The following is a 13,298-nucleotide window of genomic DNA, read 5'->3' as shown; positions in this document are numbered from 1 at the left end:
CCGAGGGCCTACTACAGGGGGCTGCGAGGCGCTAGGGTCTGCCTCTGTGGGGGGAACGGCACGGTGGGTAATCGGGGAGGACACCCATGGTCGGCAGCGGGCCAGAGCTCGACCCGGACGACCTACCGGACGGCCTGGTGGTCGCCGATGCGCTGGGCCGGGTGGTCTGCTTCAACCGGGCCGCGGCCCGGCTCACCGGCCTGCCCCCGGAGGCCGCGCTCGGTAGCGGGCTGGAGGACGTCCTCCCGCTGGAGGACCTGGACGGCCGCCGCTGGTGGCAGCTGACCGACCCGTACGGCGGCCTGGCCACCCGCACCGGCCAGCCGGAGCGCAACCTGCTGCTGCCCGGCGGCCGCGAGGTGCTGGTCTCCGCCCGGTACGTCCGGGACGTGCCGCTGGGGCCGCCGCAGCGGGTGGTGATCGCGCTGCGCGGCACCGAAGCCCGGCGCCGCACCGAGCGCAGCCACGCCGAGCTGATCGCCACCGTCGCCCACGAGCTGCGCTCGCCGCTCACCAGCGTCAAGGGCTTCACGGCGACGCTGCTGGCCAAGTGGGAGCGCTTCACCGACGGGCAGAAGCGGCTGATGCTGGAGACGGTGGACGCCGACGCCGACCGGGTCACCCGGCTGATCGCCGAACTGCTGGACATCTCCCGGATCGACGCCGGCCGGCTGGAACTGCGCAAGCAGGTGGTCGACCTGGCCGCCGCGGTGCGCCGGCACGTCGAGCGCAAGGTCGCCACCGGCATCCCCGAGGAGCGCTTCGACGTCCGGATCAGCGAGTCGCTGACCGTCCTGTGGGCCGACCCGGACAAGGTCGACCAGGTGCTGGCCAACCTGCTGGAAAACGCGGTGCGCCACGGCGAGGGAACTGTCACGATCGAGGTGGCACCGGCCAAGGAGGTCGTCGAGGCGCCCCTCTGGGAGCGCTCGGGCACCCCTCCCCGCATCGTGGAAGGAACCGCGGTCACCGTGAGCGACGAAGGAAGCGGCATCCCCGAGGAGTCGATGCCGCGCGTCTTCACCCGCTTCTGGCGCGGTTCCAAGCGCGGCGGCACCGGCCTGGGCCTGTACATCGTCAAGGGCATCGTGGAGGCCCACGGCGGCTCGATCCGGGTCGACCGGGCCCCCTGCGGCGGCGCCCGGTTCCGATTTATCCTGCCCGCCAGCGTTCCGGACTTCATGCTCTGAAGGAGCATGAACGACAAGCAGAGCATGCTCTGAAGGAGCATGAACGACAAGCAGAGCATGCTCTGAAGGAGCATGAACGCATGCTCCGGGGTCCCGCTGGACGGGCTTCCAGGCAGCCGCGCTACGCGCTGCGACTACACTCGACCTTTGGCGTTGTGGGACGCCCTGTGCGGCTGAGCCGCGGACACCCCTCTTCCCCGTCGTACGGAGAACGGCTGCCCGTGCCCCGGCCACACCGGGCGTACCGCAGGGGAGAGCCACCCTTACCTGAGCACGGACGAGCAGGAGCACGGGAAGATAGAGATGTCGGCACCCAACAAGTCGTACGACCCGGTCGAGGTCGAGGCCCTCAAGCCCGAGGTGGTGGAGCAGGCGCGGGACGAGGCCGTCGCCGCCTTCGCCGCCGCCAGCACGCTCGACGAGCTGAAGGAGGCCAAGGTCGCCCACACCGGCGACCGTTCCGCGCTCTCCCTCGCCAACCGCGAGATCGGCGCCCTGCCCCCGCACGCCAAGGCCGCCGCCGGCAAGCTGATCGGCCAGGCCCGCGGCGCCGTCAACAAGGCCCTCGCCAAGCGGCAGGCCGAGCTGGAGGCGGAGCGCGACGCCCGCGTGCTGGTCGAGGAGGCGGTGGACGTCACGCTGCCGTACGACCGTGCCCCGCGCGGCGCCCGGCACCCGCTGACCACCCTGGCCGAGCGCATCGAGGACACCTTCGTCGCGATGGGCTACCAGGTCGCCGAGGGCCCCGAGGCCGAGGCCGAGTGGCTGAACTTCGACGCCCTCAACCTGGGCCCGGACCACCCGGCCCGCTCGATGCAGGACACCTTCTTCGTACAGGCCCCGGACGGCTCCGCCGACTCCGGCGTGGTGATGCGCACCCAGACCTCCCCGGTCCAGGCCCGCACCCTGCTCGACCGCGAGCCCCCGGTCTACGTGGTCTGCCCCGGCCGCGTCTACCGCACCGACGAGCTGGACGCCACGCACACCCCGGTGTTCCGCCAGGTCGAGGGCCTCGCGGTGGACGAGGGCATCACCTTCGCCGACCTCAAGGGCACCATCGAGGTGCTGGTCGAGAAGCTGATCGGCGGCGGCCTGGAGCTGCGCTGGCGCCCCTCGTACTTCCCGTTCACCGAGCCGAGCGCCGAGATCGACCTGCAGTGCTTCGTGTGCCGCGGCGAGAGCGTCGGCAACCCGGACCGCCCCTGCCGGACCTGCTCCTCCGAGGGCTGGATCGAGCTCGGCGGCTGCGGCGTGGTCAACCCGCGCGTGCTGGTCGCCTGCGGCGTCGACCCCAACCGCTACAGCGGGTTCGCCTTCGGCCTGGGCCTGGAGCGGATCCTGATGAATCGTCACAACGTCGCCGACATGCGCGACATGGTCGAGGGTGACGTGCGCTTCACCCTCCCGTTCGGGATGGAGATCTGATGCGCGTCCCGCTTTCCTGGCTGCGTGAGTACGTCGACCTGCCGGCCGGCGAGACCGGCCGTGACGTGGCGGAGCGCCTGGTCCGGGCCGGCCTGGAGGTCGAGACCGTCGAGCAGCTCGGCGGCGACCTCAAGGGCCCGCTGGTCGTCGGCGAGGTGCTCTCCATCGAGCAGCTGACCGGCTTCAAGAAGCCGATCCGGCACTGCCTCGTCAACGTCGGCGACGCCAACGGCACCGGCGAGCCGCAGGAGATCGTCTGCGGCGCCACCAACTTCGCCGTCGGCGACAAGGTCGTCGTGGTGCTCCCGGGCGCCGTGCTGCCCGGGCCCTTCCCGATCGCGGCCCGCCAGACCTACGGCCGCACCTCGGCCGGCATGATCTGCTCGGCCCGCGAGCTCGGCATGGGCGACGACCACGACGGCATCATCGTGCTCCCGCCGGAGTTCGAGCCCGGCACCGACGCGATCGAGCTGCTCCAGCTGGTCGACGAGGTGCTGGACATCGCCGTCACCCCGGACCGCGGCTACTGCCTGTCGCTGCGCGGCGTCGCCCGCGAGGCCGCCGCCGCGTACGGGCTGCCGCTGGCCGACCCGGCGCTGCTCGACGTGCCGCCGGCCAACTCCTTCGGCTACCTGGTCAAGGTCAACGACCCGGCCGGGTGCGACCGTTTCGTGGCCCGCACGGTCGTCGGCATCGACCCGACCGCCAAGTCCCCGATCTGGCTGCAGCGCCGCCTCCAGAAGGCCGGCATCCGCCCGATCTCGCTGACCGTCGACATCACCAACTACGTGATGCTGGAGGTCGGCCAGCCGCTGCACGCCTACGACAAGCAGCGCGTGAGCGGCCCGATCACGGTCCGCCGGGCGGAGCAGGGCGAGAGCCTCACCACCCTCGACGGCGTGCAGCGCAAGCTCTCCGCCGAGGACCTGCTGATCTGCGACAACAGCGGCCCGATCGGCCTGGCCGGCGTCATGGGCGGTGCCTCCACCGAGATCCTCGACCCGGCCGCCGGCCCGGGCACCACCGAGGTGATCATCGAGGCGGCGCACTTCGAGCCGGTCGCCGTCGCCCGCGCCGCCAAGCGGCACAAGCTGCCCTCCGAGGCGTCCAAGCGCTTCGAGCGCGGCGTCGACCCGGAGGCCGCCCGCGCCGCCGCCCAGCGCGCCGTCGACCTGCTGGTCCTGATCGCCGGCGGCACCGCCGAGGCCGGGGTCACCGACATCGCCGCCCCGCACCCGGTGCGCACCATCACCATCTCCGCCGACCTGCCCGACCGGGTCGCCGGCACCGCGTACGGCCGCGAGACCGTGACCCGGCGCCTGCAGGAGATCGGCTGCTCGGTCGCCGGCGCCGACGTCCTGGAGGTCACCCCGCCGACCTGGCGCCCCGACCTCACCGACCCGTACGACCTCGCGGAGGAGGTCATCCGGCTGGAGGGCTACGACAACGTCCCCGCCCGGATGCCCAACGTGCCCCCGGGCAAGGGCCTGACCGAGGCCCAGCGCGTCCACCGCCGGATCGGCGTCGCGCTGGCCGGGGCCGGTTACGTCGAGGTCAACAACTACCCGTTCCTCGGCGAGAGCGCCTTCGAGGCGCTCGGCCTGGAGCCGGACGACCGGCGTCGGCGCACCGTCAAGCTGGTCAACCCGCTCAACGACGAGGAGCCGGCGCTGCGCACCACGCTGCTGCCGGGCCTGCTCGGCTCGCTGCGCCGCAACGTCGGCCGCGGCAACACCGACCTGGCGATCTACGAGACCGGCACCGTCTTCCTGCCCAAGGACGAGCTGTCCGTGGCCCCGCGTCCGGCCGTCGACCGCCGGCCGAGCGCCGAGGAGCTGGCCGCGCTGGACGCCGCGCTGCCGGACCAGCCGCGCCGGGTCGCCGTCGCCCTCGCGGGTGAGCGGCTGCCGTCCGGCTGGTGGGGCCAGGGCGCCGTGGCGTCCTGGGCGGACGCCGTCGAGGCGGCCCGTACGGTGGCCCGCGCGGCCGGCGTCGAGCTGACCGTCCGGCAGGGGCAGCGGGCGCCGTGGCACCCGGGCCGCTGCGCCGAGCTGGTCGTCACCGGCACCGACCGGGTGGTCGGCCACGCCGGTGAGCTGCACCCGCGCGTCGTCAAGGCGCTAGGCCTGCCGGCCCGCACCAGCGCGATGGAGATCGACGTCGACCTGCTCACCGCGGACGGCGCCGAGAAGGTCAACGGCCCTGCGGTCTCCGGCTTCCCGGTGGCCACCCAGGACGTCGCGCTGATCGTCGACGCCGCCGTTCCGGCCGCCGACGTGGAGGCCGCGCTGCGCTCCGGCGCGGGCGAACTGCTGGAGGCCATCCGGCTGTTCGACGTCTTCACCGGCGAGCAGGTCGGCGAGGGCCGCAAGTCGCTGGCGTACGCGCTGCGCTTCCGCGCCGCGGACCGCACGCTGACCGCCGACGAGGCGACCGCCGCCCGCGAGGCGGCCGTCGCCGAGGCCGTCGCCCGCACCGGCGCGGTGCTGCGCGGCGCCTGATCCCGTCAGGCCCCAGGGCCCCGTCCGGACCTCGGTCCGGACGGGGCCCTTCGCGTTGCCCGGAGCCCGCCCCTGGGCCTGTGGTCTGACCTGCGCCTTTGAAGAGCCTTGAAGAGACTTTGTCAAAACCCTTGCGGGGACAGGGAAGGAGGGCCTTAATTCTCGTTAGGAAAGTTTCCTAACCCCCCGAGGAAACGGAGCATCGTATGCGTCCCCAGCACCACCATGCCCTCCGCATCGCCCTCGCCGCCGCCCTGGTGGCCGCCCCCCTCACGGTCGCGGCCGCCGGCGCCGCCACCGCCGCGCCGCCGTCCGCGACGTCCGTCCAGCTCAAGGGAGTCGGGCTGGACGACCCGCACAAGAAGGACATCGCGATGCAGCTGGTGTCCAGCGCGGAGAACTCCTCGCTGGACTGGAAGGCCCAGTACAAGTACATCGAGGACATCGGCGACGGGCGCGGCTACACCGGCGGCATCATCGGCTTCTGCTCCGGCACCGGCGACATGCTGGACCTCGTCCAGCACTACACCGACCTCAAGCCGGGCAACGTCCTCGCCAAGTACCTGCCGGCCCTGAAGAAGGTCAACGGCAGCGCCTCGCACGCCGGCCTCGGCACCCCCTTCGTCAACGACTGGGCCGCCGCCGCCAAGGACACGGTCTTCCAGCAGGCCCAGAACGACGAGCGCGACCGGGTGTACTTCAACCCCGCCGTCAACCAGGCCAAGTCCGACGGCCTGCGCGCGCTCGGCCAGTTCGCCTACTACGACGCCATCGTCATGCACGGCCCCGGCAACAGCTCGGACAGCTTCGGCGGCATCCGCGCCGCCGCCCTGAAGAAGGCCAAGACCCCCGCCCAGGGTGGCGACGAGGCCACCTACCTCAAGGCCTTCCTGGACGCCCGCAAGGTGGTCATGAAGAAGGAGCAGGCCCACTCCGACACCAGCCGGGTCGACACCGAGCAGTCGGTCTTCCTCAACGCGAAGAACTTCGACCTCAACCCGCCGCTCAAGTGGAAGGTCTACGGCGACAGTTACGCCATCAACAGCTGACGGAACGTCAAGCGGGGCCCGGGAGCGGCACATCGCTCCCGGGCCCCGCCGCCGTCCACCGGCCGGTGCTCAGGCGCTCGCGGTGTAGTCGTAGAAGCCGCGGCCGGACTTGCGGCCCAGCAGGCCCGCGTCGACCATCCGGGAGAGCAGCGGGGGAGCCGCGTACAGCGGCTCCTTGTACTCGTCGTACATCGACTCGGCGATCGAGACGATGGTGTCCAGGCCGATCAGGTCGCACAGCCGCAGCGGGCCCATCGGGTGGGCGCAGCCGGCCTCCATGCCCTTGTCGATGTCGGAGGCGGTGGCCACACCCGACTCGAACATCCGTACCGCGGACAGCAGGTAGGGCACCAGCAGCGCGTTGACCACGAAGCCGGCCCGGTCGCGGGCGCGGATCGGCTCCTTGCCGAGCTCCTGGGAGGCGAAGGCCTCGACCCGCTCGGTGGTCACCGCCGAGGTGGTCAGCGTCGGGATGACCTCGACCAGCTTCTGCACCGGCGCCGGGTTGAAGAAGTGCAGGCCGATCACCTGCTCGGGGCGGGAGGTGGCGGCGGCCAGCTTCACGATCGGGATCGACGAGGTGTTGGAGGCGAGGATCGCGTCCCGGCGCTCGACCACCTGGTCCAGGGTCTGGAAGATCTTGACCTTGATGTCCTCGCGCTCGGCGACCGCCTCGACCACCAGGTCGCGGTCGGCGAAGTCGGACAGGTCCACGGTGAAGGTCAGCCGGGCCAGCGCCTCGTCCCGCAGCTCCGGGCTCAGCTTGCCGCGCTTGACCGCCGTGTCCAGGGAGTTGGTCAGCCGGGTGCGGCCGAACTCCAGCGCCTCGCCGCTGGCCTCCGCCACCAGGACGTCCAGCCCGGCCCGGGCGAAGACCTCCGCGATGCCCGACCCCATCAGGCCGCAGCCGATCACTCCGACGCGCGCGATGTCACTCACTCAGTTGCCCTTCGGTGGTGCTGGGGATCGCCCAGCGACTGGTGGCCCAGCGAGCTGCTGGTCAACGGGCCGGTGTGCCGGAATGGGTGCACCGGTCACCGTCCCGACGACGTTACTACTCCGTACCGGCCAGTAGGTCACCCCCTCCCCGGCCGGGTGCCAGTGCGAGACGTCGTCCGAACGGGTGAGGCCGGGCCCGCCGCCCGTGCGCCCGGGGCCACCCCCGCCCGGCGGCCGGAAGAATGCCGCAGACGGGGGCCGGGGACGGGAAGGGAGCACACGGTGCCGACGGGATCGCTCGCAGGACAGGTCGGCCTGATCACCGGCGCGGGCCGGGGAATCGGCCGGGAGATCGCCATCGGCCTGGCCGCCGAGGGCATGGCCGTCGGCCTGGTCGGCCGCACCCACGGGACGCTGACCGACACCCTCAAGGAGTGCGCCCGGCACGGCTCCCGCGGCGTCGCCGTCACCGCCGACGTCACCCGCGCCGGCGCCGTCCGCGAGGCCGTCCGGGTCGTCGAACGCGACCTCGGCCCGATCGACCTGCTGATCAACAACGCCGGCCTGGTCGACCGCGCGGAGGTGCCGCTCTGGGAGACCGACGCGAACCAGTGGTGGCAGGTGATCGAGACCAACCTGCGCGGCCCCTACAACCTGCTGCGCTGCGTCCTGCCCGGCATGGTGTCCCGGGAGCGCGGCCGGGTGGTCAACCTCAACTCCGGCTTCGCCCTGCGCCCGGACGGCGACTACACCGCGTACGCCACCTCCAAGGGGGCGCTGCTCCAGCTCTCCGACAACATGGCGGACTCGCTGGCCCGCCACGGCATCGTCATCCTCGACATCAGCCCCGGCGCGGTCGAAACCGACATGACCGCCGCGATGCCGATGTTCAAGGACACGACGACCTGGGGCTCCATCCCGTACATGGTCGCGGTCACCGTGGACGCCGCCCGGGGCCGCTTCGACGGCCTGCACGGCCGGTTCATCCACGCCGGGCGGGACGACCTGGAGGAGCTGGTCAACCGGGCCGCGGAGATCCGCGCGGCGGACGCCCGGACGCTGCGGATGCGCCCGTACAAGGCGGACGACCCGATGGGCTGAACGGGCCCCTCGGCCGGCGTGCCCCTCGGACGGCCTGCCACGAAGAGCGGTCAGGCGCACAGCTGACTGGCGGTCACCGGCTTCAGGCCCGCCTTGGCGAGACCGTCCAGGATGCCCGGCAGCGCGTCCACCGTGCACTGGTGGCCCATGTGCAGGGCGACCACCGATCCGCCGCGCACCGACTTCAGCACCCGGCGCTGCAACTCGGCGGCCGACGGGTCGTTGTAGTCGCGCGGGTCGACGTCGAAGGACAGCACGTGCTCGTAGCCGACCGCCTTCGCCTGCTCGCGCACCGTCCGGGTGGCGTACTGCGCGGCGGACGGGCGGAACCAGCGGCCGATCGAGCCGGTGAGCCGCTGCAGCCGTTCGGCGCACTGGGCGATCTCGTCGTGCACCTGGGCGGCCGTCATCGTCGAGAGGTCGAGGTGGTTCTGGGTGTGGTTGCCCAGCTCGTGGCCGGCGTCCAGGATCCGGCGGGCCATCTGCGGCTGCTGGTCGAGCCAGCTGCCGACCGCCATCACGGTCAGCTTGATGCCGCGCTGCTCGGCGGCCTCCAGCAGCGCGGTGGCCTGCTTCGGATCGCCGCTGCCGTGGCAGGTCAGCGCCACGAACTTGCTGGTGCGCGGCCCGTTCACCACCTCGACCGGGGTGCCGGCGGCGAGCGGCGGCAGCACCGGCGGCGTCGGAGGCGTCGGCGGGGGCGTCGGCGGCGTCGCGGCCCCGGCGGCCGGCTCCGCGCCGGTGGCCGGGTCGGTACCGGCGGTCGGGTCGGCCCCGATGGGCTGCGGCTCCGGCGGGGCGGACGGCACGGGGGAGGCCGGGCCCTCGCCGCCGTTCCAGGCCGGGTCGGTGGTGTGCTGCGGGTCGAGGGTGCCCGGGTGTACGGCGAGCACCCCGGCGTCGGCCCGGCGCGGGGTGCCGGAGGCACACGCGCTGAGGAACCCGCTGGCGGCGGTCAGGGCGGCCAGCTGGACGGCGGTGCGCAGTACGGTGCGGCGGTCGGCAGTCATCGGCAGTCAGCATAGAGACGGTGGCCACCCACGGCGATCCGAGGAGCGTCCCGGTACCGCCATTGACGTGCACACACACCACCGTCCGGGCGTTGCGTAAACCTGAACTGCCGGTGTTTCACCGGCGTGTCGTCGGATACGATCACGGCGCACCGCACGCCACGGGAGGGTGGCCGGGCCGGACGCGGGGTCACCCCCGTGGTACCGGGCGGGCCCGCCGGGCGCCGAGGCGGTGCCATGTCCGGCAGTGAGCACGGCAGAGGGGGCGGAACAGGATGCACGAGGACAGCGCGGCCGTCGGCGAGGCCACCGGCACCGACTGGGACTGGGCCAGAGCGGACGACTGGCAACCGCCGAGCGAGCTCGACACCGGCGTCCCGCACACCGCCCGGATGTACGACTACTACCTGGGCGGCAAGGACAACTTCGAGGCCGACCGCAAGGCCGCCCAGGCCGCCATAGCGGCCTACCCCGCGCTGCCGCTGCTGGCCCGCACCAACCGGCAGTTCCTCGGCGACGCGGTGGAGTTCGCCGCCGGCCGGGGCATCCGCCAGTTCGTCGACATCGGCACCGGCATCCCGGCCGTCGGCTCCACCAGCGAGGTCGCCCAGCGGGTCGCCCCGGACGCCCGGGTGGTGTACGTCGACAACGACCCGATCGTCGCCACCCACGCCCGCGCCCTGCTGGCCGGCCACCCCGCCGGACACACCTCGGTCATCGAGGCCGACCTGCGCGACCCGGCCGCCATCCTCGGCCACCCGGGCCTGCTCGCCGCCGTCGACCTGTCCCGGCCGGTCGCGCTGATGCTCGTCGCCGTGCTGCACTTCATCCGCGACGAGGACGGCGCCCAGCAGATCGTCCGCACCCTGCGCGACGCGCTCGCCCCCGGCAGCGCGCTGATCCTCTCCCACGGCAGCCCCGACTTCGCCTCCCGGGAGAGCGCCGCCGAAGGCACCCGCATCTACCGCAGCGCCAGCGCCCCCCTGGTGCTGCGCCCGCGCGCCGGCGTCGAACCCTTCTTCGGCGACTTCGAGTTCGCCGGCCCCGGCCTGGTCCAACTCCCGCTCTGGCGCCCCACCCCCGGCCACGTCCCGACCACCGAACTCCCCGAAGGCTGGCAGGACGTCTCCGCCTACGCGGGCGTCGCGTTCAAGCGGTAGCCCCGGATCACGAGGCGGTCCGGCCCCGACGCCTCCCTCCTGCGCCGGGACCGGCCTCGCACACCACGAACACTAGGCTCAGCCACTGACAGCCCGTCACCCGCTCCGGTGCGCACCCTGGTGGGCGACGGACCGTCAGCGGCCCGCCCCGGTACGTACCGGGAGAAATTGGCACGACAGCGCGGGCGGGCCGGTGCTAGCTTCCGCGACATGGAACCCCTGAGCGAGAACGAGATCCGCGCGTCCTTCGTCAACTGCTCCAAGGGCGAGGCCCGTCGACTCAACCTCCCTCGGGGCCTGGCGGAACTGCCCTGGGAGAACCTGGACTTCCTCGGCTGGCGGGACCAGGGCGCGCCCGACCGGGCCTACCTGGTGGCGTCGTACGACGGTGAGCCGGTCGGCGTGACGCTGCGGGTGCCGACGGTCCGCCGCAGCCTCACCAAGACCAACGTCTGCTCGCTGTGCATCACCGCGCACGCGGGCTCCGGCGTCGCGCTGCTCGCCGCCCGCCGGGCCGGGGCGGCCGGGCGGGAGGGCAACACCGTCGGCACGTACATCTGCGCCGACCTCGCCTGCTCGCTGTACGTGCGCGGGCTGAAGAAGTCCGCCCTGGTGACCAGGCCCGACGAGTCGCTGCCGCTGGAGCGGCAGATCGACCGGACGGTGGGGAACCTGGAGGCCTTCCTCGCCAAGGTGCTCGCCGACACCGAGCGCTGACGGGACTCGCCGACACCGCGCGCCGGTGGGATCAGTGCCCGCGCAGCTGGTCGAGGTCGCGCCGCTCCCGCTTGGTCGGGCGCCCGGCGCCCCGGTCCCGCTCGCCGGCCGTCGCGACGAGTTCGCGCGGCGGCCGCGGCGGGCTGTTGTCGACCAGGCAGTCCGCCGCCACCGTCGCGCCGACCCGCTTGCGGATGAGCTTCTGCACCACGACGACCCGCTCGTAGCCCTCCTCGCGGACCCGCACCTCGTCCCCGGGGCGCAGTGCCTGGGCCGGCTTGACCCGTTCGCCGTTCACCCGCACGTGCCCGGCCCGGCAGGCAGCGGCCGCCAGCGCCCGCGTCTTGGTGAGCCGGACCGACCAGATCCAGCTGTCCACCCGCACGCTTCCCTCGTGTTCAGCCATCCCTGGAGCCTACCCAAGCCGCCCGAACCGGCCCGAGCCCGGAACCCGAGCCAGCGGCGCCCGCTACGCCGCCTCCGGCACCATCCGGGCCGCCTGCGGGGCCTCCTGGACCGCCCAGCCGTTGCCGTCCGGGTCGTTGAAGAACACGAAGGAGTTCCAGGCCTCGCCGTGCCCGTCCACCCGGCTGCCCGCCTCGAAGTGCTGGACCGGGCTGACCTCGACGCCCCGGGCCGCGAGTTCGGCGTGCGCCTTGTCGATGTTCGGTACGACCAACTGCAGTCCCTTCACGGATCCGGGCGGCGCCCCGATGACCCCGGTGCCCACCACGATGGAGCACGTGGAGCCCGGGGGAGTCAGCTGGACGACCCGGACCCCGTCGCGCAACCGGGTGTCGTGGTCGACCGTGAAGCCGACCAGCTCCTCGTAGAACAGCTTCGCGCGGTCCACGTCCGACACCGGGACCACCACGACTTCGAGCTTCCAGTCCATCGCCCTCACCCCTCTCGGCCGGGCTCTTCCAGTATCCGTCGAAACGGTTCCCCGTCGGGCCGTCGGATAGCCTGAGAACACGATGAATCCCGAGATCACGCCCGCCGCGGCGACCCAGTTCAGTACGCCGTGGGGCGCCTTCGACCTCACCCGCTTCCCGGAGGACCCGCGTGAGCGGCTGCGGGCCTGGGACGCGGCCGACGAGTACCTGCTGCGCCACCTCGCGGGCGAGGCGGACAGCGCCGCCGGCACCGCGACCGACCTGGCCGGCCGCCGGATCGTCGTCCTGGGCGACCGCTGGGGCGCGTTGACCACCGCGCTGGCCGCCCACGAGCCGGTGCAGATCGTCGACTCCCACCTCGGCCGGCAGGCCACCCTGGCCAACCTGGCGCGGGCCGGCGCCACCGTCGACCCGGCCCGACTGCTGACCACCCGGGACGCCCCGCCGGAGCGGATCGACGTCCTGCTGGTGCGCGTCCCCAAGAGCCTGGCCCTGCTGGAGGACCAGCTGCACCGGCTGGCCCCCGCCGTCCACCCGGGCACGGTGGTGGTCGGCGCCGGCATGGTCGCCGAGATCCACACCTCCACGCTCCAGCTCTTCGAGCGGATCCTCGGCCCGACCCGCACCTCGCTCGCCGCCCGCAAGGCCCGGCTGGTCTTCTGCACCCCGGATCCGGCGCTGGACCCCGGCCCCAGCCCGTGGCCGCACCGCTACGCGCTGCCGCCGGACGTCGGGGCGGTCTCCGGGCGCACGGTGGTCAACCACGCCGGCACGTTCTGCGCCGAGCGCCTCGACATCGGCACCCGCTTCTTCCTCGGCCACCTGCCGACCCCGGCGCCCGGGGCCCGGGTGGTCGACCTGGGCTGCGGCAACGGCGTGGTCGGCACGGCCGCCGCGCTGGCCGGGCCGGGTACGGAGCTGGTGTTCGTCGACGAGTCCCATCAGGCGGTGGCGTCGGCGGAGGAGACCTTCCGCGCCAATCTGGGCCCGGACGCCCGGGCGGAGTTCCTGACCGCCGACGCGCTGGCGCCGGAGGTGGCGCCCCCGGGCTCGGTGGACCTCGTCCTGAACAATCCGCCGTTCCACTCGCACCAGGCCACGACGGACGCCACCGCCTGGCGGATGTTCACCGGTTCCCGGCGGGCGCTGCGGCCGGGCGGGGAACTGTGGGTGGTCGGCAACCGCCATCTCGGCTACCACGTCAAGCTGCGGCGTCTCTTCGGGAACTGCCAGCTGGTGGCGGGCAACCCCAAGTTCGTGGTGCTGCGCGCGGTCAAGCGGTAGTCCGGCGTCCGCTCGGTCGGTGGCTG

At 73.1% G+C, this 13,298-nt stretch carries 12 protein-coding genes; 8 read left to right on the top strand and 4 right to left on the bottom strand.

Going from position 1 to position 13,298, the window contains the following annotated elements; genetic code table 11:
• The first annotated feature begins 86 nt into the window (after positions 1–86).
• From AB0O82_RS15370 to AB0O82_RS15355, 4 genes are all read left to right on the top strand, one after another.
• Positions 87–1,190: an ATP-binding protein gene (locus AB0O82_RS15370; protein WP_363583816.1), complete on the top strand. Its 1,104-nt coding sequence runs from the start codon at positions 87–89 to the stop codon at positions 1,188–1,190.
• Between the two features lie 303 nt (positions 1,191–1,493).
• Positions 1,494–2,615 carry a phenylalanine--tRNA ligase subunit alpha gene (pheS, locus tag AB0O82_RS15365; protein ID WP_363372880.1) on the top strand — a complete coding sequence of 374 codons (1,122 nt, stop codon included), beginning with the start codon at positions 1,494–1,496 and terminating at the stop codon, positions 2,613–2,615.
• Positions 2,615–5,116: a phenylalanine--tRNA ligase subunit beta gene (pheT, locus tag AB0O82_RS15360; RefSeq protein WP_363583814.1), complete on the top strand. Its 2,502-nt coding sequence runs from the start codon at positions 2,615–2,617 to the stop codon at positions 5,114–5,116. The genes pheS and pheT overlap by 1 nt, the downstream gene beginning before the upstream one ends.
• A gap of 206 nt (positions 5,117–5,322) precedes the next feature.
• Positions 5,323–6,165, top strand: a complete 843-nt coding sequence (locus tag AB0O82_RS15355) for a chitosanase (RefSeq protein ID WP_363583812.1) — start codon at positions 5,323–5,325, stop codon at positions 6,163–6,165.
• A 69-nt stretch (positions 6,166–6,234) separates the two neighbouring features.
• On the opposite strand, the gene AB0O82_RS15350 is transcribed toward AB0O82_RS15355, so the two are convergent.
• Positions 6,235–7,104, bottom strand: a complete 870-nt coding sequence (locus AB0O82_RS15350; RefSeq protein ID WP_363583810.1) for a 3-hydroxybutyryl-CoA dehydrogenase — start codon at positions 7,102–7,104, stop codon at positions 6,235–6,237.
• 282 nt (positions 7,105–7,386) lie between these two features.
• On the opposite strand from AB0O82_RS15350, the gene AB0O82_RS15345 reads away from it, so the two are divergent.
• Positions 7,387–8,205, top strand: a complete 819-nt coding sequence (locus AB0O82_RS15345) for an SDR family oxidoreductase (RefSeq protein ID WP_350877926.1) — start codon at positions 7,387–7,389, stop codon at positions 8,203–8,205.
• A 50-nt stretch (positions 8,206–8,255) separates the two neighbouring features.
• Here the strand turns inward: AB0O82_RS15345 and AB0O82_RS15340 are convergent, their stop codons facing one another.
• Entirely contained in the window at positions 8,256–9,215 is a 960-nt protein-coding gene (locus AB0O82_RS15340) for a polysaccharide deacetylase family protein (RefSeq protein ID WP_363583808.1), read from the bottom strand.
• A 275-nt stretch (positions 9,216–9,490) separates the two neighbouring features.
• On the opposite strand from AB0O82_RS15340, the gene AB0O82_RS15335 reads away from it, so the two are divergent.
• Both AB0O82_RS15335 and AB0O82_RS15330 read left to right on the top strand, forming a co-directional pair.
• On the top strand, positions 9,491–10,375 hold the full coding sequence (locus tag AB0O82_RS15335) for an SAM-dependent methyltransferase (RefSeq protein ID WP_363583806.1): 885 nt from the start codon (positions 9,491–9,493) through the stop codon (positions 10,373–10,375).
• A gap of 210 nt (positions 10,376–10,585) precedes the next feature.
• Complete coding sequence (locus tag AB0O82_RS15330) at positions 10,586–11,092, top strand: FBP domain-containing protein (RefSeq protein ID WP_363583804.1); 507 nt, start codon at positions 10,586–10,588, stop codon at positions 11,090–11,092.
• Positions 11,093–11,123: 31 nt separating this feature from the next.
• On the opposite strand, the gene AB0O82_RS15325 is transcribed toward AB0O82_RS15330, so the two are convergent.
• Together AB0O82_RS15325 and AB0O82_RS15320 are read right to left on the bottom strand one after the other, a co-directional pair.
• A complete protein-coding gene (locus tag AB0O82_RS15325; protein WP_363583802.1) occupies positions 11,124–11,498 on the bottom strand; it encodes a S4 domain-containing protein in 375 nt (124 codons plus the stop codon).
• A 63-nt stretch (positions 11,499–11,561) separates the two neighbouring features.
• Positions 11,562–11,987, bottom strand: coding sequence for a VOC family protein (locus AB0O82_RS15320; protein ID WP_063346847.1), 426 nt, complete (start codon positions 11,985–11,987; stop codon positions 11,562–11,564).
• An 82-nt stretch (positions 11,988–12,069) separates the two neighbouring features.
• On the opposite strand from AB0O82_RS15320, the gene AB0O82_RS15315 reads away from it, so the two are divergent.
• Positions 12,070–13,272: a methyltransferase gene (locus AB0O82_RS15315; protein ID WP_363583800.1), complete on the top strand. Its 1,203-nt coding sequence runs from the start codon at positions 12,070–12,072 to the stop codon at positions 13,270–13,272.
• Positions 13,273–13,298: the final 26 nt, after the last annotated feature.

The organism is Kitasatospora sp. NPDC088264, assembly GCF_040685715.1.
Taxonomy (GTDB): Bacteria; Actinomycetota; Actinomycetes; order Streptomycetales; family Streptomycetaceae; genus Kitasatospora.
The sequence above is the reverse complement of the archived record's forward strand: the minus strand, read 5'-3'. Positions and strand labels throughout refer to the sequence as shown.

Bases quoted from the DNA above. Each gene is read 5' to 3' on its own strand.
- AB0O82_RS15335 (WP_363583806.1), top strand. From the start codon at position 9,491: ATGCACGAGGACAGCGCGGCCGTCGGCGAGGCCACCGGCACCGACTGG.
- AB0O82_RS15340 (WP_363583808.1), bottom strand. From the start codon at position 9,215: ATGACTGCCGACCGCCGCACCGTACTGCGCACCGCCGTCCAGCTGGCC.
- AB0O82_RS15320 (WP_063346847.1), bottom strand. From the start codon at position 11,987: ATGGACTGGAAGCTCGAAGTCGTGGTGGTCCCGGTGTCGGACGTGGAC.
- AB0O82_RS15330 (WP_363583804.1), top strand. From the start codon at position 10,586: ATGGAACCCCTGAGCGAGAACGAGATCCGCGCGTCCTTCGTCAACTGC.
- AB0O82_RS15355 (WP_363583812.1), top strand. From the start codon at position 5,323: ATGCGTCCCCAGCACCACCATGCCCTCCGCATCGCCCTCGCCGCCGCC.
- AB0O82_RS15315 (WP_363583800.1), top strand. From the start codon at position 12,070: ATGAATCCCGAGATCACGCCCGCCGCGGCGACCCAGTTCAGTACGCCG.
- AB0O82_RS15370 (WP_363583816.1), top strand. From the start codon at position 87: ATGGTCGGCAGCGGGCCAGAGCTCGACCCGGACGACCTACCGGACGGC.
- pheT (WP_363583814.1), top strand. From the start codon at position 2,615: ATGCGCGTCCCGCTTTCCTGGCTGCGTGAGTACGTCGACCTGCCGGCC.
- AB0O82_RS15325 (WP_363583802.1), bottom strand. From the start codon at position 11,498: ATGGCTGAACACGAGGGAAGCGTGCGGGTGGACAGCTGGATCTGGTCG.
- pheS (WP_363372880.1), top strand. From the start codon at position 1,494: ATGTCGGCACCCAACAAGTCGTACGACCCGGTCGAGGTCGAGGCCCTC.